This window comes from Streptomyces verrucosisporus, from assembly GCF_017114865.1.
In the GTDB taxonomy this organism is placed as follows: Bacteria; Actinomycetota; Actinomycetes; order Streptomycetales; family Streptomycetaceae; genus Streptomyces; species Streptomyces fenghuangensis.
The window spans coordinates 471,237-495,233 of the sequence record NZ_JADEYH010000002.1 but is presented as its reverse complement, the minus strand read 5'-3'; the positions used below and the strand labels follow the sequence as shown (position 1 = coordinate 495,233).

Below are 23,997 nucleotides of genomic sequence, written 5' to 3'. Positions count from 1 at the left end.
TGCCTTCGAGGGGACACCCGGGTGAACTCTGAACGTACGCCCGGTGGATGGCCTCCCGACCGGGCCCGGCCGCCCCGGTCAGCGGCCGAGCCGCTCCAGGCACAGCGCCTCGTCCTGGCGGAGCTGGACGACCACCGGGTCGTACGGGCCGCGTTCGGCGGCGTACTCCTGGGCGAGCCGGCTGATCTCGGGCAGCGCCCGCGCGTACTGGCCGGTGTCCAGCAGCACCGCCGCGTACTGCTTGCGCAGGCTGCGGACGACGGGCGAGTGCGCCCCGTGCTCGGCGACGGCGGCCGGAAGGGCGTCGCCGAGCAGGTCGGCGACGCGCGTGTAGTGGCCGGAGGAGAGCAGGGTGCGGACCTCCTCCAGGGTGGCGCCCAGATCGGCCGGCGGCGGGGGCGGTCCGAAGCCGGGGGCGGGACCGGGACCGGCGGGGGAGCCGGGGGCGGACGGCGGCGGGGTGCCGTACACGGGCCCGGCTCCGGGACCGGGCGGGGGCGCGGAGGGCCGTACGACCACCGTGGGCTCCGGGCCCGGCGCCGGCGGCGGGCCCGCGGCCCGGCCACGCGGCGGCCAGGGGGCCATGGGCCGGCGGAACGGGCGGGTCGGGTCCAGCGGCGGGGCGGGGCCGTCCTGACCGGGCCGGGGCAGCAGCGGCGCGAGGGCGGCGTACACCTCGTGGGCGTCCGCGGGGCGCCCGTCGGGCTCCTTGTCGAGCAGCCGCCACACCAGCTCGTCCAGCTCGGCGGGCGCGTCCGGGCGCAGCTCGCGCACCCGCGGGGGCGTGTGGTGGAGCTTCTTGTACAGCAGCCCGGTCGGCTCGGGGGCGTTGAAGGGGACCTGGCCGGTGAGGAGTTCGTACAGCAGCACGCCCAGCGCGTACAGGTCGGAGCGGGGGCCGACGGGGCTGCCGCCCATGGCCTGCTCGGGCGCCATGTAGACGGGGGTGCCGATGAGGGAGCCGGTGCGGGTCAGCCGGGTGGTGTCCCCGGCCGACCGCACGGCCGCGACACCCAGGTCGAGGATGACCACCCGGCCGTCGGGCCGCACGATGGCGTTGCCCGGCTTGAGGTCCCGGTGGACGATGCCGACCTCGTGCACGGCTGCCAGGGCCGAGCACATCTGGGCGGCGACGGCCACGGCCCACTGCGGCGGGTAGGGCTCCCGCTCGGCGAGGTGGTCGCGCAGGTCGCTGCCCTCCAGGCGCTGCATCACCAGGTACAGCTCGTCGCCGTCCCGGCCCGCGTCGTGGACGGCGACCAGGCCGGGGTGGTCGATCTGGGCGGTGACGCGGCACTCGCGCTCGAACCGCTCGCGCAGCTCATCCGGGTCCGTACCGCCGGACAGGGAGGCGACCTGCCCGGAGTGCATCAGCTTCACGGCGACCCGGCGGCCGCCGAGGCCGAGGTCCTGGCCTCCCCAGACCTGGCCCATGGCACCCTGCCCCAGCGGTTCGGTCAGCTGGTAGCGGCCGGAGATCAGGCGTCCGTTCACCGGCCGTACCGCCCGTCGCCGCCGTGCCCTCCGCCGTGTCCGTCCTCGTGCCCGTCGCGCCCCCGCAGCAGCTCGCCGAGCTCGTCCAGCTCGGAGGCGACCTGGCGCATGCGCGGCGACTGCGGAGGCTGTGCGGGCGGGGACTGGGGCTGGGGTTGCGGCTGGGGCTGGGGTTGCTGGGGGTAGCCGTACGCCGGGGGGCGCGGGTGGCCGTAGGCGGTGGGCGCGTCGGCGAACCCGGGGGACCGGGGGGCGGGCGGGGCCGGGTGGGCGGATGCGTGGGGGCCGCCCGGCAGAGGGGCGCCCGGCACGGACGCGGCCGCCCGGTCCGGGGCGGGGTCGCGCGGGAAGCGGTCGCCGAGGACGGCGTGGACCACGGAGCCGACGATGAGCAGGAATATGTACAGACCGGCCCCGGCCTGCGCCGTGCCGTCCTCACCCGGCTCGCTCTCGGGGACGTTGACCAGCAGCACCACGTAGGCAACGGTCAGCACCACGCTCACCGCGAGGACCGCCCAGTCCAGGGGCCTTCTGCGGATGATCGCGAAGCGCAGCGACGGGACCCAGGCCAGCAGCCCCAGCGACCACACCGGGAAGGAGGCGAAGAGCACTCGCAGCGCGATGCCCCCGGCCCCGGGTCCGCGGCGGGACGGTGCGGAGGGCGGGGTGGCCGGCGGACCGTACATCAGCGCTCTGACTCCCTGTTGCGACGTCGTTCGGTGCGAAGGGTATACACCGCCGCGGACAGTACGGTCCGGTGTTCGCGGGCCGATACCGTTCCGATGCCCGGCCGCGTCCCGGCCCGTGGCGCGGCGGTGCGGGCGGCTTCCGGCCCGGCCCCCGGCCCGGGCCCTCACCCCGGGGCGGCGGTCTTCCCGGCCGCGTGCAGGTGCCGGCCGGGCGACACGTCCACGTGCTCGTCGAGCAGGCCGATGACGGCGGCGCAGGCGCTGACGCCGGGTTCCCCGGAAACCCCTCCGTGGCGCTCGAAGGTCCGCCGGGCATCCAGCACGATGCGGTGCGGCTCCTCCCGGGGCGGCGTCCGGTGCCCTTCCCCGGCCCGGTGGCGGGCTCCGGCGTCGACGAGCAGGAGCCGGGCCGCGGGGGCTCCCTCCGGTCCGCCCGGCCTGCGCAACACCCACAGGTGCGGCGGGGGGCCGCCCGGGCGTGCGGCCGCGGCGGGCAGCGCGACGACCGCGCGCAGCGCTCCCCGGCGCAGCAGGGCGGCGCGCACCCGGCGGCCCGTGCGCCGGGATGCGGTGGCGGGGGGCATCAGCAGCACGGCGGTGCCGCCCGGTCGCAGCCGGGACAGGCAGTGCTGCGCCCAGGCCAGTTCGGACTCGGCGCGTGCGGGCAGTCCGTACTCCCAGCGGGGGTTGTACGCCAACTCCTCGCACTCCCAGTCCCGTTCGCCGGACGGCGGCCGGCAGAGCGCGGCGTCCACGAGCGCGCCGGGGCCGTCCGCACTCGGGGCGGGGCTGCGCAGGGCGTCGCCGATGCGCACCTGCGCGGTGGCGCCGAGCAGCGCGAGGCGGAGGGCGGCAAGCCGAACGAGGCACGGGTCCGTCTCCTGACCGCACAGCCGTGCGGGCCGGGTGCGGCCGCCGGCTCCGAAGGCGGCGGCGAGCAGGGCACCGGACCCGCAGACGGGGTCGAGCACGGTGGCCGCAGGGCCGGCCAGGGCGGCCATTAGCCCGGCGGTGCCGGGCGGGGCGTGGGCGGCCCCGCGAGGAGTGGGGCCGAGGCGGCAATCGAGGTGGCGGTCGAGCAGGAAGGAGTACGCCCCGGCGGCCCCGAGCTCACCGGCGAGTTCGCCGAGCGGGCCGGGAACGGGCCGCCCGCCGCCCAGCAGCAGTTCCTCACCGGCGCGCACCAGGGCGGCGGCGGCTCCGCCGGGGGCGGCGGCGATCTCCTGCCAGGCCCGCTCACGCAACGTTGCCCGGAGAGGACCGCCGCGGACGCGCGGTGGGTGCTCGTCCCCGGCCGGCCGAGCGGCAGCGGTGGCCTGTGTCGTCTCGTCCGCCATCGGGCCGGCTCCTCCCCGCGCCGAGCGCCCGGGCGGGCTCGTGACGTGACAGCCCGGACGGTTACAACAAGAGTTGACTTCACTTGACAACTCTATGTCGGTTGACTCTATTCACAAGGTTTGCTGTAGTGGTCGCACCGATTCGAAGGTCCGGGCCGCCCGGCCCGGCGTGCCCGGAAGGTTCTCGCATGCCCGCACAGCAGTCCCGCACCGCCCGCAAGCGTCTGATCGCCGCCGCGGCCGTCGCCGTCCTCGCCGCGGGAGGTATGACCGCCTGCGGGGCGGCCGAGGAGCCGACCGTCACCAAGGCCTCGTCCGGCGGCGACACGAAGGGCCAGGACTCCAAGGGCGCCGAGGACGCAGAGGATTCCGAGGGCGGGAAGGGCGCGGAGGCCGGACAGGAGCGCGGGGACGGTCCGCTGTCCGCGGGCGACACCGCCTCCTACAGCAGCGGCCTGAAGATCACCGTCTCCGAGGCGTCCTCCTACACCCCGGGCGAGTACGCCCTCGGCCACACCGAGGGCAACAAGGCCCACCAGATCACCGTCACCCTGGAGAACACCGGCGACAAGAAGACCGACATCGGCCTGATCGCCCTCTCCGCCCGCGCCGGCGAGAACGGCGTGGAGGCCGAGCAGGTCTTCGACGACGAGATCGGCTCCGGTTTCGAGGGCAACTTGCTGCCGGGCAAGAAGGCCACCGCGCGGTTCGCCTTCGACGCCCCGGCCAGCGCCGGGAACCTCGACGTCGAGGTCGATCTGCTGGACTTCACCACGGAGCCGGCCCAGTGGTCGCTCAAGCTCTGAGCCCCGCTCCCCGGCCCCCGGCTCCGCTCCCTTCCGGCCCGGGAGACCCGGCCCGGAAGGGAGCGGAGGCACGCGGTCAGACGTGGTCGCGGGGCAGCGTCTCGTTCCAGGTGCGGGAGAACACCCGGCGCTCCCCCTCGTACCCGTCCAGCGTGGCGTCGACCACGAACTCCTCCTCGGTGCAGCTGAGCACCGTGCGGGTCACCGTCCGTGCGTTCCAGTCGCCGCGCGAGAACTCCATCGTCCACTGCGACTCGCCCCGGACCGAGGTGAAGTCGTCGGCCGCCGAGTCGTAGCGCTCGTAGGCGCGGCGGCGCACGTCCAGGTCGATCTCCTCGAAGTGGACCGTCCCGCCGTCCTTGACGATCTCCAGTGCCGACCCGTAGTCCACCAGGTTCCGGGAGACCTCCCAGCGCTGCTCGGGCGGCTCGACCTGGCGGGTGCGGACCGGCTCGGCGCCCTCGGGCTCGCCGAACGGCTCCCCGGCCACCTCGTCGGACTCCGCCACCGGGCGCACCGGCAGGGTCAGGGAACTGCCGGGCGCGTACACGCTCAGCAGCGCCGGGCACGGCGGCGGCCAGGCCAGCGGCCAGTACGAGGTCGACAGCGACAGCCGGATGCGGTGGCCCGGCGGGAAGGCCTGCGCCACACCGTTGAGCTGCACCGTCGCCCGGTAGCGGCGGCCGGGCTGAAGCGGCGCGGGCTCCGCCTCGTGGCCGCCCAGCCGGGTGAGGTTGAGCAGCCCGTAGGTGACGCGGGTGGCGCGGCCGTCGGGGGCCACATCCGACAGGCGGGCCGCGACCATCGCCACCGGCTCGCTCACCGACAGCTCCAGCTCCACGCTCGGCGCGCCCAGGATCTCCACCCGCTCGGCCAGCGGCTCGGTGTCGAAGACCATCGACCCGCCGTCCTCCTCGCGCTGGTCGTAGGGCAGGTCCGGCGGCGCGTTGTAGGAGGCCCACTTGCCGGCGAACTGGCCCACCGACAGCGGCGACTGCACCGTCAGCTCCGCCTCCCGGGGCTCCTCCTCCGGCCGGTGGAGGCGGTGCGCGCCCAGCGGCAGCACGGTGGGGGTGATGTGCGGCGACGGCCAGGACGGCTCGCCCACCCAGCGGCCGGGCCGCTCCTCGTACGAGGTCGAGGGCGGCACGCTCTCCTGCATCCAGGCACGCAGCATCGGCCCTTCCATCACCCCGTTGTCGGCGCCCTTGAGCCAGTGGTCCCACCAGCGCACCACCTCCTGGAGGTAGCCGACGGCCGGGCCCGGCTGCCCCAGGTGCGGGTACTTGTGCGACCACGGCCCGATCAGGCCCCTGCGGGGCACGTCCAGGTTCCGGAGCAGTCGCGTGACGGCGTTGGAGTAGCCGTCCGCCCAGCCGCTGGAGGCCAGCACCGGCACGTTCACCGCCGAGTAGTCCTCGCAGACCGAGGCGTGCCGCCAGTAGTCGTCGCGCCGCTGGTGGCGCAGCCACTCCAGCGCCCACGGCCGGGTGTTCTCCAGCCGCTCCAGCCACATCCGGCGCCACCGCTCGCCCACCAGCGCCGGGTCCGGCGGGCAGGTGCCGTAGGCGAACATCGTGCCCGCCTCGGCCAGGTTGTCCGACAGCAGGCAGCCGCCCATGTAGTGCATGTCGTCGGCGTACCGGTCGTCGGTGAAGGAGGAGATGACGATCGCCCCCAGGCTCGGCGGACGCCGGGCGGCGACCTGGAGAGCGGCGAAGGCGCCCCAGGAGATGCCCATCATCCCCGTCCGCCCGTCACACCAGGGCTGCTCGGCGAGCCAGGCCAGCACGTCCTCGGCGTCGGTCTGCTCCACCTCCAGGTACTCGTCGCGCAGCACCCCCTCGGACTCGCCGGTGCCGCGGATGTCCACCCGCACGCAGGCGTAGCCGTGGCCCGCGATGTAGGGGTGGTGGATCGAGTCGCGCACCGAGGTCAGATCGCGCCTGCGGTAGGGGATGTACTCCAGCACCGCGGGCACCGGTTCGCCGTCGGAGGAGACCGGCCGCCAGATCCGGGCCGCCAGGCGGGTCCCGTCGGAGACCGGGATCCACACGTGCTCCTCTTCCTTGATCGCGTACGGCAGGCTGGTCACATGGCGCACGGCCGGACCACCTCCTCTCCCCGCCCGCTCAGGCGGCCCGCTCGGACTCGCTCCCGCTCTCCCGGCCTCCGTCCCCGTCGCCCTCCTCGGCGAACTCGAACGGCAGCATCGCCAGGCAGCGGTCGTACTTGGCCCGCATCTCCTCCTCGCTGTCGGCTCCGACGAAGACGTGCGCCAGCTCGAAGCTGTAGCTGTCCTGGCCGGGCATGTCCGACAGCCGCTGCCCCTCCTCGGGCTTGACGGTGATCCGCACGCCGGGCACCTCGCGCTCCACGCGCTCGACCTCCTCGGCCGTCGGCACCCGCGTCACCAGCCCGTCGGCGAACTGGCGGTGGTACCACTTGGCGGCCACCGCGTAGGGGCCCGCGCGGTAGGGCAGGTCGGGGTCGCGGCCCATCGCGAGGCTGAGCATGGCGTGGTGGTTGGGCACGCCGTCGACGTACTCGAACAGCTCGGCGTGGGACTGCGAATGGCGCGGGTTGATCTCCAGCAGGCTGATCTCGTCGTTGGCCGCGTCGTAGAAGAACTCGATGCTGAACGTGGCCCAGTCCATGCCGATCTGCTCGATCACCCGCCGGGAGACGTCCCGCAGCCTCAGCTGCACCGGCTCGGGCAGGGAGGCGGGGTACTGGTGGCGCAGGAAGCAGGAGGTACCGGGGTAGTTGATCGAGTCCAGCACGCCGTAGACGGTGACCTCGCCGTCGTACACATAACCCTCCACCGCGGCCTGGACGCCCTCCAGGGACTCCTCGGCCAGACAGGCCTGCCCGCCGGCCTCGGCGACCTCCGGCGGAAGCTGGAGGCGGCGCATCACGTACTCGAAGGGCCGGCCGATACGGGTGATACCCTCGCGGATCTCGGCCACCGCCGCCGCGAACTCCTCCTCGTCCTTCACCCCGAAGGCCAGTTCCGAGGAGTAGGACTTCACCGGCTTCAGCCACATCGGGAAACGCAGGCCCTCGGGCGGGCGGGGCTCGCCCTCCAGATCCACCAGCGCGAAGCGCGGATGCTCGTCGACGACCTTCTGCTGCTCCAGCCGGCTCCAGTACTTGTGCTCGCACTTGACCACCGACTCCAGACTGGTGGCGCGCGTCCCGTAGCGCTCGGCCAGGATCGGCACCAGCGTGCTGACGGGGAAGTCCCAGTAGCCGACGATGGCGTCGATGCCGCCGTCGAACGCGTCCAGCTCCTTGCACGCCTTCTCCAGCAGATCGGCCACCGGGATCTCGCCGTGCTGGAGCTCCTCGACGCTCAGCAGGGGGTGGAAGCGGTACTCCACCGCGTGCGGCACCGCGCGCAGCGTCTCGATGTTCTCCTCGTCCAGTCCGATGACGAAGACGTTCGCCTGGCTCACTGAGATGACTCCCTCGTGCCGGTTCCTCAGGAGTCCTTCCGGCTACCCGGGACAACGGTGAGCATTCACCCACACGGGGTCATCGACACCCTCGAGGAAGAAGTGGGGAGAAAGGGCGCCAACGGCGTGAAGAGGGAGAAAAGGGCGACGGGGTCGGCCGCCATCCACTCCGGCCGGCCCCGCCGCCCGTCCGCTGCGCGGGCACCCCTACCAGCGGTGGTGCACCTGCGCACGGATCCTGCGGTCGTACAGGGCGGCGACCGCCTCCAGCGTCTGCCGCGGCAGCGACGGCAGCCCGGCCGCCGCCGCGTTCGCCCGCGCCTGCCCGGTGCTGCGCGCACCGGGGATCACCGAGGTCACCCCCGGCTGCTGGATCACCCAGCGCAGCGCCGTCTGCGCCGGCGTCATCCCCTCCGGCGCCAGCTCGGCGAACTCCGCCGCCGCCGCCAGACCCGTCTCGTAGTCCACCCCCGAGAACGTCTCGCCCTGGTCGAACGCCTCACCGTGCCGGTTGAAGCTGCGGTGGTCGTCCGGCGAGAACACCGTCTCGCGGGTGTAGCGGCCCGACAGCAGCCCCGAGGCCAGCGGCACCCGCGCGATGACGCCCACCCCCGCCTCGGCCGCCGCCGGAAGGACCTCCTCCAGCGGCTTGAGCCGGAACGGGTTGAGGATGATCTGCACACTCGCCGTGCCCGGCCGCGCGATCGCCTCCAGCGCCTGCGCGCACGTCTCCACACTCACCGCGTACGCCGCGATCCGCTTCTCCGCCACCAGGGTGTCCAGCGCGTCGAACACCTCGTCCGAGGAGTACACCTCGGACGGCGGGCAGTGGAGCTGGACCAGGTCCAGGGTCTCCACGCCCAGGTTCGTGCGGGACCGGTCCGTCCAGGCCCGGAAGTTGGCCAGGTTGTAGTTGCCGGGCAGCTGATCCACCCGGCGGCCCATCTTCGTCGCCACGAACACGTCCGCCCCCGGCCGCTCCGCCAGGAAACGGCCGATCAGCCGCTCGCTGCGGCCGTCGCCGTACACGTCGGCGGTGTCGAGGAACGTCACCCCGGACTCCACCGCGGCGTCCAGCACCGCCAGCGCGTCCTCCTCGCGCACCTGCCCCCAGTCGGCACCCAGCTGCCAGGTACCCAGTCCCACGACGGACACCTCACGGCCCGTCCTGCCCAGTACTCGCTGCTCCATGGCACCCGATCCTACGTTCCGGCCGGCCCGGCGAACCGGGCCGGTCCTCGCAGGTCACCGACTACGGGAACGCTCCCAGGACCGGCCTCCGGAACAACCCCCGGACCGGCCCGCCGGTCAGCCCAGCACCGTGGTCAGGAACTCCCCCGTCCACGCCAGCAGTTCACGCCCCACCACCGGCCTCCCCCCGATCCGCGCCGTCGCCGGACGCGGCACCAGCACCTGCCCCGCCGCGGCCTTGACCACCGACCGCGGATACAGCCGCTTCAGCCGCAGCTCCTGCGACTCCCGCAGCTCCACCGGCGCGAACCGCACGTTCGAACCCTGCAGCGTGATATCGGTGACCCCGAAGGAACGCGCCAGCATCCGCAACCCCGCCACCAGCAGCAGATTCTCCACCGGCTCCGGCAGCGGACCGTAGCGGTCGGCGAGCTCCTCGCGCACCGCCGCGATGTCCTCCTCCGAGTTCGCCGACGCGATCGCCCGGTACGCCTGCAGCCGGAGCCGCTCCCCCGGCGCGTAGTCGTGCGGCACATGCGCGTCCACCGGAAGCTCGATCCGCACCTCCGGCGGCGCCTCCTCCGCCGCGCCCCCGGAACCACCGGACTCCAGCGCCGCCCGGTAGTCGGCCACCGCCTCCCCCACCATCCGCACATACAGGTCGAAACCGACCCCCGCGATATGACCCGACTGCTCCCCGCCCAGCAGATTGCCCGCCCCGCGGATCTCCAGGTCCTTCATCGCCACATACATGCCCGCACCCATCTCCGTGTGCTGCGCGATCGTCGCCAGCCGCTCGTGCGCCGTCTCCGTCAACGGCCTCTCCGGCGGATACAGGAAGTACGCGTACCCCCGCTCCCGGCCACGGCCCACCCGGCCCCGCAACTGGTGCAGCTGGGACAGACCGAACATGTCCCCCCGCTCCACGATCAGCGTGTTGGCGTTGGAGATGTCGATACCCGACTCCACGATCGTCGTGGAGACCAGCACATCGAACCTCTTCTCCCAGAAGTCCACCACCACCTTCTCCAGCGCCGCCTCCGACATCTGCCCGTGCGCCGTGGCGATCCGCGCCTCCGGAACGATCTGCCGCAGCCGCGCCGCCGCCCGGTCGATCGACTCCACCCGGTTGTGGATGTAGAACACCTGGCCCTCGCGCAGCAGCTCACGCCGGATCGCCGCACCGATCTGCCGCTCCTCGTACGCGCCGACGAACGTCAGCACCGGATGCCGCTCCTCCGGCGGCGTGGTGATCGTCGACATCTCCCGGATACCCGTGACCGCCATCTCCAGCGTCCGCGGAATCGGCGTCGCCGACATCGTCAGCACATCCACGTTCGCCCGCAGCTTCTTCAACTGCTCCTTGTGCTCCACACCGAAACGCTGCTCCTCGTCGACGATCACCAGACCCAGGTCCTTGAACCTCGTCTCCGACGAGAACAGCCGGTGCGTGCCGATCACCACGTCCACCGAGCCGTCCCGCAGCCCCTCCAGGACCGCCTTCGCCTCCGCGTCCGACTGGAACCGCGACAGCGCCCGCACCTTCACCGGGAACTGCGCGTACCGCTCCGAGAACGTCCCGAAATGCTGCTGCACCAGCAGCGTCGTCGGCACCAGCACGGCCACCTGCTTGCCGTCCTGCACCGCCTTGAACGCCGCCCGCACCGCGATCTCCGTCTTGCCGTAACCCACATCGCCGCAAATCAGCCGGTCCATCGGAACCGACTTCTCCATGTCCTCCTTCACCTCGGCGATCGTGGTCAGCTGATCGGGCGTCTCCACGTACGGGAACGCGTCCTCCAGCTCCCGCTGCCACGGGGAATCCGCACCGAACGCATGCCCCGGAGCGGCCATCCGCGCCGAATACAGCCTGATCAGATCCGCGGCGATCTCCTTGACCGCCTTCTTCGCCCGCGCCTTCGTCTTCGTCCAGTCCGCACCCCCCAGCCGGTGCAGCGACGGCTGCTCACCACCCACGTACTTGGTGATCTGCTCCAGCTGGTCCGTCGGCACGAACAACCGGTCCCCCGGCTGCCCCCGCTTCGCCGGCGCGTACTCCACCAGCAGATACTCGCGCGTCGCCCCCTGCACGGTGCGCTGCACCATCTCCACATACCGGCCCACACCGTGCTGCTCGTGCACGATGTAGTCACCCGGCCGCAACGTCAGCGGATCGATCGTCTTGCGCCGCCGCGCCGGCATCCGCCCCAGATCCCGGCTCGCCGCCTTCTGGCCCGACAGATCCGTCTCCGTCAGCACCGCCAGCCGCAGACCCGGATCGACGAACCCGCTCTCCAGCGTCCCGCACGACACATGCACCACCGACGGGGCGACCTCCCCCAGCTCCGGCTCCAGCCGCGCCGCGATCCCCTCACCCCCCAGCACCTCCACCGTGCGCACCGCCGGACCGTGCCCCTCCGTCAGGAACACACACCGCCAGCCGTCCGCCAGCCACCCCTTGGTGTCCGCCAGCGCCCGCGCCGTGTCTCCCCGGTAACTCTCCGGAGCCCGCATCCCCAGCGTCAGCGAATCCGCCCCCGCGTCCGCGGCCTCCCCGGCCTCCGCCGAACCCAGGGCGAACGGACTCACCGACCACCACGGCATCCCCAGCTCACGCGCCCGGTCCCGCACATCCGCGATCCCCCACAGCGACGCCGCACCCACATCGATCGGCGCATCACCCCCACCCGCGGAAGCCGCCCACGACGCCTGCAGAAACTCCTGGCTGGTCGCCACCAGATCCGCCGCCCGCGTGCGCACCCGCTCCGGATCGCACACCACCGCCATGCTCCCCGACGGCATCACGTCCAGCAGCAACTCCATGTCGTCCACCAGCACCGGCGCCAGGGACTCCATCCCCTCCACCGCGATACCCTCGGCGATCTTCCCCAGCAGCTCACCCAGCTCCGGATGCGCCTCGGCCAGCTCCGCCGCCCGCGCCCGCACCTGATCCGTCAGCAGCAGCTCACGGCACGGCGGCGCCCACAACCCGTGCTCCGCCACCTCCAGCGACCGCTGATCGGCCACCTTGAAGTAACGGATCTCCTCGACCTCGTCCCCCCAGAACTCCACCCGCAGCGGATGCTCCTCCGTCGGCGGGAACACATCCAGAATCCCGCCCCGGACCGCGAACTCACCCCGCTTCTCCACCAACTCCACCCGCGCGTACGCCGCCGCCCCCAGCGCGTCCACCACCGCGTCCAGCTCCGCCTGCTGCCCCGCACGCAGCCCCACCGGCTCCAGATCCCCCAGACCCTTCACCTGCGGCTGCAACACCGACCGCACCGGAGCCACCACCACACTCACCGGCCCCGCCGACGGATCGCCCGCACTCGGATGCGCCAGCCTGCGCAACACCGCCAGCCTGCGCCCCACCGTGTCCGACCTGGGCGAAAGCCGCTCATGAGGCAGCGTCTCCCACGCCGGGAACTCCACCACCTCACCCTCCCGGCCCGACGGCATCAGCGACCGCAGCGCCGACGCCAGATCCTCCGCCTCACGCCCCGTCGCCGTCACCGCCAGCACCGGACGCCCCGACGACCGCGCCAACGCCGCCACCACGAACGGCCGCGCGGCCGGCGGACCCACCAGATCCACCTCGCGCCGACGCCCCTCCGCAGCGGCCCGCACCGCCTCCGCCAGCGCCGGATCCACCACGACCGCATCAAGAAGACCGGTGAGACTCATCGAGACGTTCCATCCCAGAGGCTGGACAACAAAGGCACCCGCACCGGCGCCCCGGACAACACCAACAACCCGACACGCCGAGCGGGCCGGGGGTCCCAGCCTACGACGACCGGCACCCCCCTGCCTCGCCCTTCCACCGCCCGCCCAGCCCCCGGGCCGCCACCACGAACCGCCGCCCCGGCCACCCGCCCACAGCCGGCCCGCCACCCGCACAGCACCGCGGCCCGGCCCCGGCGAGCGCGACACCGCACCCACCGCGACCGGGCCGCACCACAACCCCCGCGGGCCCCTCACGGACCACCCCGCCTACTCCGTGGCGATCGCGTTCAGCACATTCATCCGGCCCGCCCGGAACGCCGGCACCAAAGCCGCCACCAGACCCACCACCGCGGCCCCGAAGAAAACCCCCACGATCGTCGGCCACGGCACCTCGAGCACCTTCAGCCCCTCCAGCGCCAGCAACCGCTGCGCCGCCACACCCCAGCCCAGGCCCAGCCCCAGACCCAGCAGCGCACCGAACAGAGCGATCATCACCGACTCCAGCCGGATCATCCGCCGCAACTGCCGCCGCGACAGCCCGATCGCCCGCATCAGACCGATCTCACGCGTCCGCTCCACCACCGACAGCGCCAGCGTGTTCACCACACCCAGCGCCGCCACCACGATCGCCAGCGCCAGCAGCCCGTAGACCATGTTGAGCAACTGCCCCACCTGGTCCTCCAGCAGCTCCTTGTAATCCGCCTGATTACGGACCTCGTACTGCGGAAACGCCTCCAGCTCCCCCTTCAGAGCCGCGTACGCCGCATCCTCCTGACCCTCCTCCGCCTTCGCGAACAACATCATGTTCAGCGGCATCCGGTCCCCGGGCACATACCGCTCGGCCGTCGCGGTGCTCAGATACATCGCACCCTGGTCCACGCTCGTGTCCGACGCCGTGACCGCCCGCACCACCAGCTCCGCCGTGCCACCGGCCGCGAAATCCACCTCGACCAGGTCGCCGACCCGCACACCGTGCGCCTTCGCGAAGTCCTCCGGCACCGACATCGAATCCCGCTCGTACGCCGCCGGCAGCTCACCCGCCACCGTCTCCACCCGCAGATCCTCGGCATACGTGGGAGAGGCCGCCGTCACCGACTCCTTCACCGACTCCCCGTCCGGCCCCGTCAGCCGCGCCTCCAGCCACCGGTACTCCGTGACATGCGCCACACCCTCCGTGGCACGCACCCGCTCCACGACCTCCGGCACCACCGGCTGACCCGCACCCGACTGCAGAATGAAGTCCGCGCCCACCGAACGGTCCAGCTCGTCACCGGCCGACGCCACCAACGACGCACCCACCACCGACAACGACGACACCAGCGCCAGCCCGATCATCAGCGCCGCACCCGTCGCCCCCGTACGACGCGGATTGCGCAGCGCGTTCCGCTCCGCCATCCGCCCCACCGGACCGAACACCCGCAGCACCACCGCGCCCAGCACCCGCACCACACCACCCGCCAGCAGCGGACCGATCAGCACGAAACCCACCAGCGTCAGCACCACACCCACGGCCAGGAACAGCGACCCGCCCGCGGCCTCGTCCGACCCCGCCGCCACCACCAGCGCACCCGCACCGGCCAGCGTCAGCACCAGACCCACACCCGAACGGACCCGGCCCACCCGGCCCCCCGCCGCCGGCAGACCGTCGTCCCGCAACGCCGCCATCGGCGACACCCGGCCCGCACGCCGCGCCGGAAGATACGCCGCCAGCACCGTCACCACGACGCCCAGCACCACACCGACCACCGGCGTGACCCACCGCAGCGTCAGATCGTCCGTACTCAGATTCATACCCACCAGGCCCATGAGCTCCATCAGCCCAACGGCCAGACCCACACCGGCGGCCACACCCACCACCGAGCCCAGCACACCCAGCAGCACCGCCTCCACCAGCACCGACCGGTTCACCTGCCGACGGCTCGAACCGATCGCCCGCATCAGACCGATCTCACGCGTCCGCTGCGCCACCAGCATCGAGAACGTGTTCACGATCAGGAACACACCCACCAGCAACGCGATCCCCGCGAAACCCAGCAGCGCGTACTTGATCACATCCAGAAACGACCCGATCTCGTCCTGGCCCTCCGCCGCGTACTCCTCCTGAGTCCAGACCCTGTACTCACCCGAACCCAGCTCCGCGACGACACGCTCCTTCAACTCCCCGTCGCTCACACCCCCGGCCGCCGTCACATACACATCTGTGTAGACGTCCGAATCCCCCAGCAACCTCTCCTGCACCGTGCCGGTGTCGAAATACACCACCGTCGCGCCCGGATTCGTCGACCTGAACGCCGCCACACCCACGATCTCTGACCGGAAATCACCCAGCGCCGAGATCGTCCGCAGCTCCTCACCCAGCTCCAGACCATGCCTGTCGGCCGTGTCCGCGTCGACCATCACCTCACCCGGACCACGCGGCAGCCGGCCCTCGGTGACCTCCATCGACCTCTCGTCGATGGAGGTCCAGTTGCTCGCGATCGTCGGCGCACCCGTCGACGACCCCATGTTCTCGTTCTCGGCGTTCACCACCGTCACACCCGTGCTGAACGCACCACCCGAGACCGAGGCGACCCCCTCGACCCCCTCGAGCTCCTCCACCAGCGAACCCGGCACCGTCGCCGGCCGCCCCGTCGCCGGAGCCTCACCACTGCCCGCGTCCTTCGACGAAACCGTCACATCGGCGGCCGTCTGCGAGAACAACCGGTCGAACGTCGTGTTCATCGTGTCCGTGAACACCAGCGTCCCGCACACGAACGCCACCGACAGCACCACCGCGACACCGCTCAGCAGCATCCGGCCCTTGTGCGCCACGAAATTCCGCAGCGAAGTCCTCAGAATGGTCATGACACCCGCCCGAACGTGTCGAACGCCTTCATCCGGTCCAGCACAGCCTCCGCCGACGGCCGCAGCATCTCGTCCACGATGCGCCCGTCCGCCAGATACAGCACCCGATCCGCGTACCCCGCCGCCACCGGGTCGTGCGTCACCATCACGATCGTCTGACCCAGCTCGTCCACCGAACGCCGCAGGAAACCCAGCACCTCCGCACCCGCGCGCGAATCCAGATTGCCGGTCGGCTCGTCGCCGAAGATGATCTCCGGCCGGGCGGCCAGGGCGCGGGCGACCGCCACGCGCTGCTGCTGGCCGCCGGAGAGCTGGTTGGGCCGGTGCTTCAGCCGCCCCGACAGGCCCACCGTCTCCACCACGCGGTCCAGCCACTCCCGATCCGGTTTGCGGCCGGCGATGTCCATCGGCAGCGTGATGTTCTCCAGCGCCGTCAGGGTGGGCAGCAGATTGAACGCCTGGAAGATGAAACCGATCTTGTCCCGGCGTAGCCGGGTCAGCCTCTTGTCCTTCAGTCCCGTGATCTCGGTCTCCCCGATCCACACCTGCCCCGACGACACCGCGTCCAGCCCCGCCAGGCAGTGCATCAGCGTCGACTTGCCCGAACCCGACGGGCCCATGATCGCCGTGAACGCCCCCCGCGCGATGTCCACGTCCACCGAGTCGAGCGCCACCACACGCGTCTCGCCGGCGCCGTACGCCTTGACGACCTGCCGCGCCCGCGCGGCAACAGCCGTACTTCCTCCACTGCCCCCGGTCCTGGGATTCACTACAGCCGTTGTCACGGTATGTCTCCTATATCGACTTCCACCGACCGCACCGGGCCGGGCCTCCCCCGAGGCCCGCGGCGCCGACCGGCGCTGAACTGACTGGGTCCTGCTCTGGATCTGATCCGGGTCTTGCTCCGGCTTACGCGAAGAGCCTGCCGCGCCCGGCCCGGCACCGCGATGGTGCGCGGTGCCGTATCCGTGCGGGGGCCAGCACCACCCCACCCGTGCGGCACCCTGCATCAAGCAGCCTAGGGAGCGATCCGCCCGCCCTCGTCCTGCCAGGGGACGAGCCGCGGGTAGGTGGAAGGGGGTACCGCCCCCTAGGGGACTCGGTCCCGAGGATGCCCTTTCCCCTTACGTCAACCTCAACCCGGCGCGGACCCGCCGGACAGCCGGGCCGCTCGCGGGTACGACGAAGGGCCCCGATCGGTGGTCGGGGCCCTTCATTCGAACTTTGAGCTCCCCCGCCAGGACTCGAACCTGGAATGATCGGACCAAAACCGATAGTGTTGCCAATTACACCACAGGGGATAGCAAAAGCCCTAATTCGGACATTTCTGCTGGCTGTCCGAACCGGCCTCCACCACTATGCCGTACCACCAGCCCTCGATGCGACGGTAAAGGTCGGCACTGCCGAGAACCCTCACCGTAAGGCAGCCGTGATACGCCTCGCCGGTGTTCTTGCGCACCGTCACGGGGTTGTGCTTCTTGAGTGTGGCCTTCTCCAGCGCGTTCACTTCCACTCCGACGAGGTCAGCCCAGTAGCGCTCGGCTCCCTCGACATCTGCCGACTCGTGGATCATGACGCGGAAGCGCAACCGTTCCGGCTCCACACCGAGCAGCGCCAGCCACCTCAGATACAGCGTGATCACCCCCGGATCACTGTTCACGAAGGTGACTCGTTCCTCAAGGCGGTACGGCTTGCTCTTCGTCCCTTCGGCCCAATAGAGGCCGACCCCTACCAGGAACAGTTCCCGGTCCGTCATACGACCGATCTCGCCGGCCGCCATCGCCTTCGTCTGCTGCCGCAAGACCTCCTGCTTACGCCGGTAAGGCTCCCAACGCGCCTCCGCCATCGCGCGGGCGTGCTCAGCACGCCTCGGCCTCGGCAGATCCCGCACCCACAGCGACACCGAGCTCTTCGACACCCCCAGCTCCGCCACGATCTCGTCGTATGTGCGGCCCGCGCGGCGCAGGGCGCGGGCGCGCTCCTTCATCTCCGTCTTGGCTTGAACCATGGCGCCATCCTGGACCCGCAAAAGCGTGCGTGGTTCGAAAATCTGGATGATTCAGCGGTTCGGGTGAAAAGTAGCTTTTCCATAACCGCGTGCGTCGTCACGCCCGCCGGCAGGCGCACGGTTCTCCGCGTGCGGAGCCGCCCCGAAAACACCTGGCGGCCGGTCGTAGGCTGGGCGGTATGACCGAGACGGGGGAAAGTGTCGAGGCCCGTGACCAGGGCCGGGGTGACGCGCCTCGGGGGCCGCTGTGGTGGACGCGGCGCCGGAGTGCGGTGCTGGATGTGGGGCTCGCGCTGGTGTCGGGTGCGGAGTGCGCGGCGCAGGGGGTTCCGTTCGCGCGTGAGGCCGGCATTCCGGTGGGTTCGTCGGTGGCGCTGGGCGCGCTGGCGGGGCTGGTGCTGGTGTTGCGGCGGCGGTGGCCGATCGCGGTGGTGCTGGTGGCGATCGCGGTCACGCCGGCGCAGATGGGTTTCCTGTTGGGGACGGTGGGGCTGTACACGCTGGCGGCGTCGGACGTGCCGCGGCGGATCATCGCTCTGCTGGCCGGTATGCAGGGGCTGGGGTCGCTGATCGTGGCGGCCGTGGAGCTTCAGCGGAACGTGGGTCGGGACGACTACGGCTACGACCCGCCGGTGTGGTTCGTTCCGCTGGTGTCGGTGCTGATGTCGGTGGGTGTGACGGCGCCGCCGGTGCTGCTGGGGCTGTACGTGGGGGCGCGGCGGCGGCTGGTGGAGAGTCTGCGGGAGCGTGCGGACGGTCTGGAGCGGGAGTTGTCGCTGCTGGCGGATCGTGCGGAGGAGCGTGCCGAGTGGGCGCGCAACGAGGAGCGGACGCGGATCGCGCGGGAGATGCACGATGTGGTGGCGCACCGGGTGAGTCTGATGGTGGTGCATGCGGCGGCGTTGCAGGCGGTGGCGCGGAAGGATCCGGAGAAGGCGTCGCGGAACGCGGTGTTGATCGGGGACATGGGGCGGCAGGCGCTGACGGAGTTGCGGACGATGCTGGGTGTGCTGCGGTCGCACGAGGCGAAGCCGTCGGGGTCCGCGCAGGCGTCGGGGGATGCGCCGGGGAGCGTGTCGGCGGGGGTTGTGGAGGCGGTGCGGCCGTTGGCGCGGGTGGCGGAGGTCGTGGAGGTGGCCGCGGGCCGGGGCCCGTCGGAGGATTCGGAGGAGTCCGGTGGGCCTTGTCTGCGTGAGCTGGATGCGCTGGTGGGGCAGTCTCGGGCGGCGGGGATGTCGGTGGAGTTGTCGGTGGAGGGGGAGGTGCGTTCGTATGCGTGGCGGGTGGAGCAGACGGCGTACCGGGTGGTGCAGGAGGCGTTGACGAACGTGCACAAGCATGCGGCGGGTGCGCGTACGCGGGTGCGGTTGGCGCGTCGTGCGGGTGAGGTGGCGGTGCTGGTGGAGAACGAGGCGCCGGCGGAGGGTGTGCGGGGGGCGGGGTTGCCCAGTGGGGGCAACGGTCTGGTGGGGATGCGTGAGCGGGTGGCGGCGCTGGGTGGGGGGTTTGTGTCGGGGCCGACGGAGGCGGGGGGTTTCCGGGTGTCGGCGGTGATTCCGGACCGGGGCTGATGCCATGGGCGGGGCGGCGGCCGGCCGGGGGCCGGGGCCCCGCCCCGGTGGTCATTGCGGGTCGCGGGTGAGGCGTCTGGGGTTGGTGCCGGTGACGAGGGTGGTGAGGGCGGCGTCGAGGGTGGGGCCGAGGTACCAGTCGCCGGTGTGGTCGATGCTGTAGACGCGGCCTTGTTCGTCGATGGCGAGGAGTGCGTTGCCGTTGTCCTCTTCGCCGAGGGGTGCGATGGCGGTGTCGAGAGCGCGTCCGAGGTCGTTGAGGGTGCGGGGCCAGTGGAGGCCGTGCAGGGGGTCGATGCGGACGGCCGTGGGGGCGATGTGGCGGCCGGGTTCGGTGCTCACGATGTGGAGTCCGCCGAATTCGGCCCAGGCTTCGACGGCGGCGGGGAAGACGGCGTGCTGGTGTCCGGTGGGTGAGCTGTGGGCTTTGAGGGTGTCGGCCCAGATCTCGGCTTGTGCGATGTGGTGGCGTCCGGGTGTCCAGCCGGCGGCGCGGAGGGCGGCGTCGACGGGGACGGGGAAGCGGGTGGTGGTGTCGCGGGGGCGGGGGATGGGGGTGTTCACCGTTCTCCTGCGGGGTCGACGGGGCGTACGCCGAAGTGTGCGAGGAGGGCTGTGCAGGAGCGGCAGGGGGGTGCGTAGGTGCCGTGTGCGGGGTCGCCGTCCTCGCGGATGCGCCGGGTGGTGATCTTGGCGCCTTTGAGGGCTTTGCGGGCTTCGCCGGTGCTGAGGGGTTTGCGGCTGGCGCGTTTGCTCCGGGCCGCTTCGGCGGTGGTGAGGTGACGGGAGATGAGGACGGCTTCGGGGCAGCGTCCGGTGTGGCGTTCGCGTTGGGGGGTGGTGAGGGTGTCGAGGTGGTCCTGGACGAGGGGGTGGAGGGCCGGGGGGTTGTCGGCCTTGCCGGCGGTGCAGGTGAGGGTGTGGCCGCGTACGGAGAGGGCGGCGGCGACGGTGGGCATGATGCCGTCGCGGCGGTGGCGCGGGACGGGGGTGGTGTCGTCGGGTGCGCCCCAGCCGATGCGGGGGTCCGAGGGGTGTTCGGCGGTGTTGTGTTGTGTGGCGTGCATGGTTGGGTTTCCTCCCCGCGCATCCCCCCGATGGCGTTGGTTCAGGGTGCCAAACGCATGGGCTTTTGGGAAAGCGGGGTTGGTTTCGGGGCATGTCGCTGGGCGTGTCCGGGCCTGGTGGGGGCGTGTTGTGAGTGTGCCGTGCCGGGGTGGTGGGTTGATCGTCGGGGTGGGTGGCGGGGTGGGCGGGCGGGGCGGGACCGGTGGCGGGGGTTGCGCATAGGCTGTGCCCGTCAGCGCCCATCGGCGCCCGTAAGCCAGTTGCCAGCAGGGGGCACCGCCATGACGACAGGTAGGCCTGGGTTGGGGGTTTCTCCCGGTTCCCGTTCCGGGGAGGGGTCCGTGCCGCCGAATGCGGCCTATGCCGGTCAGGTCGTGCGTTTTCCGGATCCGGTGCGCGCTGCCCGGTATCCGGGTGGTGTGCGGGTGGACGAGCGGGGTTATCCGGATTTCTCGCCGTTCGCGCGTGCGGCGGTGGAGATCGCGGAGCCGCCGGAGGGTTTCGGTGCGGACGAGTTGCGGTTGACCGATCATGTGTCGGCGAACGCGGCGATGCATGCGGAGGGCCATGAGTTGTGGGCGGAGTCGCCGTCGGTGGCGACTCCGCACGGCTGGACGTGGCATCACGTGGCGGGGGGCCGCCGGCTGGAGTTGGTGCCGGTGGAGGTGAAGGCTCTGCTGCGGCATCACGGTGGTCTGGCGACGGCTGTGGTGGATCACGGGAAGCGGGGGACGCGGCCGTTGCAGGAGACGCGTCCGGTGCACTTCGAGGTGCCGCACGGGGTTGCGGTGTCCGAGGAGCAGGTGCTGGACGCGGAGGAGACTCTGGGGTACCGGCTGCCGGAGGCGTACCGGTCGTTCCTGAAGGCGGCGGGGGGTTGTGCGCCGGCGGGGGTGGCGCTGGACGCGGAGTTGGGGCTGCTGGTGGATCAGCCGTTCTTCACGGTGCGTGAGGGGGCGGCGGTCAACGATCTGGTGTACGTGAACAAGTGTCTGCGGGATCACCTGACGAAGGACTATCTGGGTGTGGCCTTCGTGCAGGGCGGGGTCGTCGCGGTGAAGGTGCGCGGTGAGGCGCCGGGGTCGGTGTGGTTCTGTGCGTACGACGATGCGCGGGACCGGGACGGGCTGTCGGTGCGGGAGCGGGTGGCGGGGCTTCTGCTGCCGTGCGGCGCGGATTTCGACGACTTCCTGCTGCGGTTGGCGGGTAATCCGCCGGAGTTGGAGACCGTGGCCGGCCTGATGGTGGACGGCGGGTTCGCGCGTGCCGTTCCGGTGGAGGGGTGAGGCTCGATGGTGACGTTCGCGCAGGCGCAGGAGCGTGCGGAGCGCTGGGTCAACGGTGGTGTTCCGGCGTATCAGCACCGTGAGGTGCGGGTGCGGGAGTTCGATCTGGGTTTCGTGGCGTGGGCTGAGGACCGGCGGGAGGGTCCGTCGTCGGGTGGTGGCCGGCAGCGGTTGGTGATCGCGCGGGACAGCGGCGAGTCGACGCTGTGGCCGGCGTTGCCGGTGGGTGAGGTGATCCGGCGGTACGAGGAGGAGTACGGGGCCTCGGCCGGGCCGGTGGCGGCGGATCCGCCGCGGCGGGTGGATCTGGAGGCGACGTCGTTTCTGCTGACGCCGCCGGAGTGGTTGCAGGAGGCGGCGGACCAGTTGGGGATTCCGGGTCGCCGGGAGGCCACCGGTCCGGGGGGTTCGGACGGGTCGGACGGGGCGTCGGGCGGTTCCGTGTCGCCGGCGCCTTCCTCCGCTCCGGAGCCCGCGCCCGCCTCCGCTTCCGCGCCCACGCCTCCTCCTGCGCCGGTTTCCGGTTCCGATCCCGGTTCCGGTTCGGGTTCGCCGTGGGACGCGGCGGACACCAGCGGGAGCGGTGTGGGGACGGTGGGGCCGCCGGTGACGGTGTTCGCGCCGCCGATCAGCGGGAGTGACGACGAGGACGGCGGGCCGGATCAGGCGCTCGGGGGAAGCGCGGAGGCGAAGACGGCGCTGCTGCCGGAGGGCGGTGCGCTGCCGAGGACGACGGTGGCCCCGGCGGTCGGTGGTCCGCAGGATCTTCCGGAGGGTGCCGCGCAGGCTCCGGGGGCCGGGGACGGCGGGGAGGGGCGGGACCGGCGGCCGCAGCAGCCGCCGGCTCCGGCGACCCCGCCGGGCGGGGTGCACCACGCGGCGACGATGCCGGCCGATCCGTCGGCGGGCGGTCCCGGCGCTCACGGCGCTCCTGGCGGTCCTGGCGGTCCTGGTGCTCCTGGCGGTCCTGGTGCTCCTACGCCGGCCGCTCCGGGGACTCCCCCGCCGGGTGCTCCGCAGCCGCCCGGGGAGCCGGGTGCGCCGGGGGATGTGGCCACCAGTCGTGCGCCGAAGCGCGGCGGTGGGCCGTCCGTGCCGCCGCCGCCCGGGGAGCCGGGTGTTCCGGGGGCGCGTCCCGGTGGTGCGGAGGCGGCTTCGCCGGGGGGTTCGTCCGGTGGTGCGGCCTATGCGCCGACGCAGTTGGTGTCGGCGGACGAGGTGGCGGCCCAGGGGGGCGCCGGCACGCCCGCGCCGGGTGCTCCGGCCGCTCCGGGAGGCGGGGTGCACCATGCGGCGACGGTGCTGGCGGGCCCCGGCGGTCCTGGGCCGGCCGGTCCGGCAGCTCCGGGGGGTCCGGCCGGTCCGGGGGGTCCGGCCGCTCCGGGGACTCTCCCGCCGCCGGGTGCGCCGGGTGCGCCGTCGTACGGCTATCCGCAGCAGCCGTCCGGTGTGCCGATGGTCGGGCCGGGCTACATGGCGGTGCTGCGCTATCGCGCGCCGGACGGTTCCGAGCAGCAGCTGATCCGCCGTTCGGCTCCGGGTACTCCGCATCCGGAGTGGCAGATCCTGCACGAGCTGCGGGCGATGAACGTTCCGCCGCAGCAGGTGCTGGAGCTGCACACGGAGCTGGAGTGCTGTGACGTTCCGGGTGGTTACTGTGCGCGGATGGTGCGGGAGTCCTGGCCGCAGGTGCGGATCAGCCATACCGCGCCGTACGGGCGTGATGTGGCCTCCCGCCGTCAGGGTGTGCGTCATCTGATAGAGCATCAGGGCGAGTTGCACCAGGTGGCCGACGGTCCGGCGCGTCCGGCGCCGGTGCGGGTGCCGCTGCCGCCGCCGCATCTGATCCAGCCGGCTCCGCCGGTCGGGCCGGAGGGGGTGGCGCAGGAGCTGGTGCAGGCGTTCGGGCCGCAGGCGGTGTTCCGTTTCGACCAGCGCGCGGTCTCCCGGCAGGGTGTGCCGGACGTGGTGGCGCAGACGCTGATGTGGGCGGGTCTGCCGGTGGAGTTCGGTCCGTTCTTCTGGGTGCAGGCGCAGCCGGGGCGGCCGGTGCCGACGCTGGCGGAGCTGGCGCAGGAGCGCGGGGTGGCGTCCGCGGCGGACGCGGCCTCGTATCTGGTGATGGGCAACGACTACGGGCGCCAGTTGTGTGTGCAGTACGGCACGGCGCACATCGTGGCGGTGCCGCTGGAGGCTCCCGCGGGAGGCGGGCCGGCGGCGGCGCGGTTCGTCAACAGCGGTCTGCCGGAGTTCGTGCGGTGCATGGCGCTGCTGGGCCGGATGTGGCGGCTGCGGTACGGGCTGACGCCGGAGCAGGCGGGCCGCTGGACGGTGGATTTCCAGGGGATGCTGGCGTGTCTGGATCCGGCGGCTCTGGCCGGTCCGGAGAACTGGTGGTCGGTGCTGCTCGAGCAGATGTGGGACGGGTTGCTGTAGTCGCCTCGCCGTAGTCGCCGGTCGCCGTTCACCGGTCTCCGCCGGTGTGTTCGTGCCCGGTCCCCGCCGAGCGGGGGCCGGGC

Annotated in this window: 16 protein-coding genes and 1 tRNA gene; 4 read left to right on the top strand and 13 right to left on the bottom strand. The window is 72.3% G+C overall.

What is annotated here, in order from left to right:
- Positions 1 to 78: 78 nt before the first annotated feature.
- From IQ279_RS05275 to IQ279_RS05265, 3 genes are all read right to left on the bottom strand, one after another.
- A complete protein-coding gene (locus IQ279_RS05275) occupies positions 79 to 1,494 on the bottom strand; it encodes a serine/threonine-protein kinase (RefSeq protein WP_206347091.1) in 1,416 nt (471 codons plus the stop codon).
- Positions 1,491 to 2,180: a hypothetical protein gene (locus tag IQ279_RS05270; RefSeq protein ID WP_206347090.1), complete on the bottom strand. Its 690-nt coding sequence runs from the start codon at positions 2,178 to 2,180 to the stop codon at positions 1,491 to 1,493. Before IQ279_RS05270 ends, IQ279_RS05275 begins: the two co-directional genes overlap by 4 nt.
- Positions 2,181 to 2,347: 167 nt before the next feature.
- Complete coding sequence (locus IQ279_RS05265; RefSeq protein WP_206347089.1) at positions 2,348 to 3,520, bottom strand: N-6 DNA methylase; 1,173 nt, start codon at positions 3,518 to 3,520, stop codon at positions 2,348 to 2,350.
- Between the two features lie 188 nt (positions 3,521 to 3,708).
- On the opposite strand from IQ279_RS05265, the gene IQ279_RS05260 reads away from it, so the two are divergent.
- Positions 3,709 to 4,326, top strand: a complete 618-nt coding sequence (locus tag IQ279_RS05260) for a DUF4352 domain-containing protein (RefSeq protein WP_206347088.1) — start codon at positions 3,709 to 3,711, stop codon at positions 4,324 to 4,326.
- Positions 4,327 to 4,402: 76 nt separating this feature from the next.
- On the opposite strand, the gene IQ279_RS05255 is transcribed toward IQ279_RS05260, so the two are convergent.
- The 8 genes from IQ279_RS05255 to IQ279_RS05220 all read right to left on the bottom strand — a co-directional run bounded on the left by IQ279_RS05255 (position 4,403) and on the right by IQ279_RS05220 (position 17,553).
- Positions 4,403 to 6,430, bottom strand: a complete 2,028-nt coding sequence (locus IQ279_RS05255; protein WP_206347087.1) for a CocE/NonD family hydrolase — start codon at positions 6,428 to 6,430, stop codon at positions 4,403 to 4,405.
- Between the two features lie 28 nt (positions 6,431 to 6,458).
- Positions 6,459 to 7,790 (bottom strand): ATP-grasp domain-containing protein, encoded by a 1,332-nt coding sequence (locus IQ279_RS05250; RefSeq protein WP_206347207.1) that lies wholly within the window; start codon positions 7,788 to 7,790, stop codon positions 6,459 to 6,461.
- A 201-nt stretch (positions 7,791 to 7,991) separates the two neighbouring features.
- Positions 7,992 to 8,975 (bottom strand): aldo/keto reductase, encoded by a 984-nt coding sequence (locus tag IQ279_RS05245; RefSeq protein ID WP_206347086.1) that lies wholly within the window; start codon positions 8,973 to 8,975, stop codon positions 7,992 to 7,994.
- A gap of 117 nt (positions 8,976 to 9,092) precedes the next feature.
- Complete coding sequence (mfd, locus tag IQ279_RS05240; protein WP_206347085.1) at positions 9,093 to 12,662, bottom strand: transcription-repair coupling factor; 3,570 nt, start codon at positions 12,660 to 12,662, stop codon at positions 9,093 to 9,095.
- A gap of 306 nt (positions 12,663 to 12,968) precedes the next feature.
- Positions 12,969 to 15,545, bottom strand: a complete 2,577-nt coding sequence (locus tag IQ279_RS05235) for an ABC transporter permease (protein ID WP_206347084.1) — start codon at positions 15,543 to 15,545, stop codon at positions 12,969 to 12,971.
- Positions 15,542 to 16,330, bottom strand: coding sequence for an ABC transporter ATP-binding protein (locus tag IQ279_RS05230; RefSeq protein WP_206347083.1), 789 nt, complete (start codon positions 16,328 to 16,330; stop codon positions 15,542 to 15,544). Before IQ279_RS05230 ends, IQ279_RS05235 begins: the two co-directional genes overlap by 4 nt.
- A 444-nt stretch (positions 16,331 to 16,774) precedes the next feature.
- A tRNA-Gln gene (locus IQ279_RS05225) sits at positions 16,775 to 16,846 on the bottom strand.
- Positions 16,847 to 16,857: 11 nt separating this feature from the next.
- Positions 16,858 to 17,553, bottom strand: a complete 696-nt coding sequence (locus IQ279_RS05220) for a hypothetical protein (RefSeq protein WP_206347082.1) — start codon at positions 17,551 to 17,553, stop codon at positions 16,858 to 16,860.
- 179 nt (positions 17,554 to 17,732) lie between these two features.
- Here IQ279_RS05220 and IQ279_RS05215 point away from each other — a divergent pair, with 179 nt between their 5' ends.
- The gene (locus IQ279_RS05215; RefSeq protein WP_206347081.1) at positions 17,733 to 19,124 is read left to right on the top strand and encodes a sensor histidine kinase; all 1,392 of its coding nucleotides are present in this window, start codon (positions 17,733 to 17,735) and stop codon (positions 19,122 to 19,124) included.
- 51 nt (positions 19,125 to 19,175) lie between these two features.
- Here the strand turns inward: IQ279_RS05215 and IQ279_RS05210 are convergent, their stop codons facing one another.
- Both IQ279_RS05210 and IQ279_RS05205 read right to left on the bottom strand, forming a co-directional pair.
- Positions 19,176 to 19,688 carry an SUKH-3 domain-containing protein gene (locus tag IQ279_RS05210; RefSeq protein WP_372445070.1) on the bottom strand — a complete coding sequence of 171 codons (513 nt, stop codon included), beginning with the start codon at positions 19,686 to 19,688 and terminating at the stop codon, positions 19,176 to 19,178.
- On the bottom strand, positions 19,685 to 20,191 hold the full coding sequence (locus IQ279_RS05205; RefSeq protein ID WP_206347080.1) for a YwqJ-related putative deaminase: 507 nt from the start codon (positions 20,189 to 20,191) through the stop codon (positions 19,685 to 19,687). The genes IQ279_RS05210 and IQ279_RS05205 overlap by 4 nt, the downstream gene beginning before the upstream one ends.
- Before the next feature lie 282 nt (positions 20,192 to 20,473).
- Between IQ279_RS05205 and IQ279_RS05200 the strand changes: the two genes are divergently transcribed.
- On the top strand, positions 20,474 to 21,478 hold the full coding sequence (locus IQ279_RS05200) for an SMI1/KNR4 family protein (protein ID WP_206347079.1): 1,005 nt from the start codon (positions 20,474 to 20,476) through the stop codon (positions 21,476 to 21,478).
- A 6-nt stretch (positions 21,479 to 21,484) separates the two neighbouring features.
- On the top strand, positions 21,485 to 23,914 hold the full coding sequence (locus IQ279_RS05195; RefSeq protein ID WP_206347078.1) for an SUKH-4 family immunity protein: 2,430 nt from the start codon (positions 21,485 to 21,487) through the stop codon (positions 23,912 to 23,914).
- Positions 23,915 to 23,997: the final 83 nt, after the last annotated feature.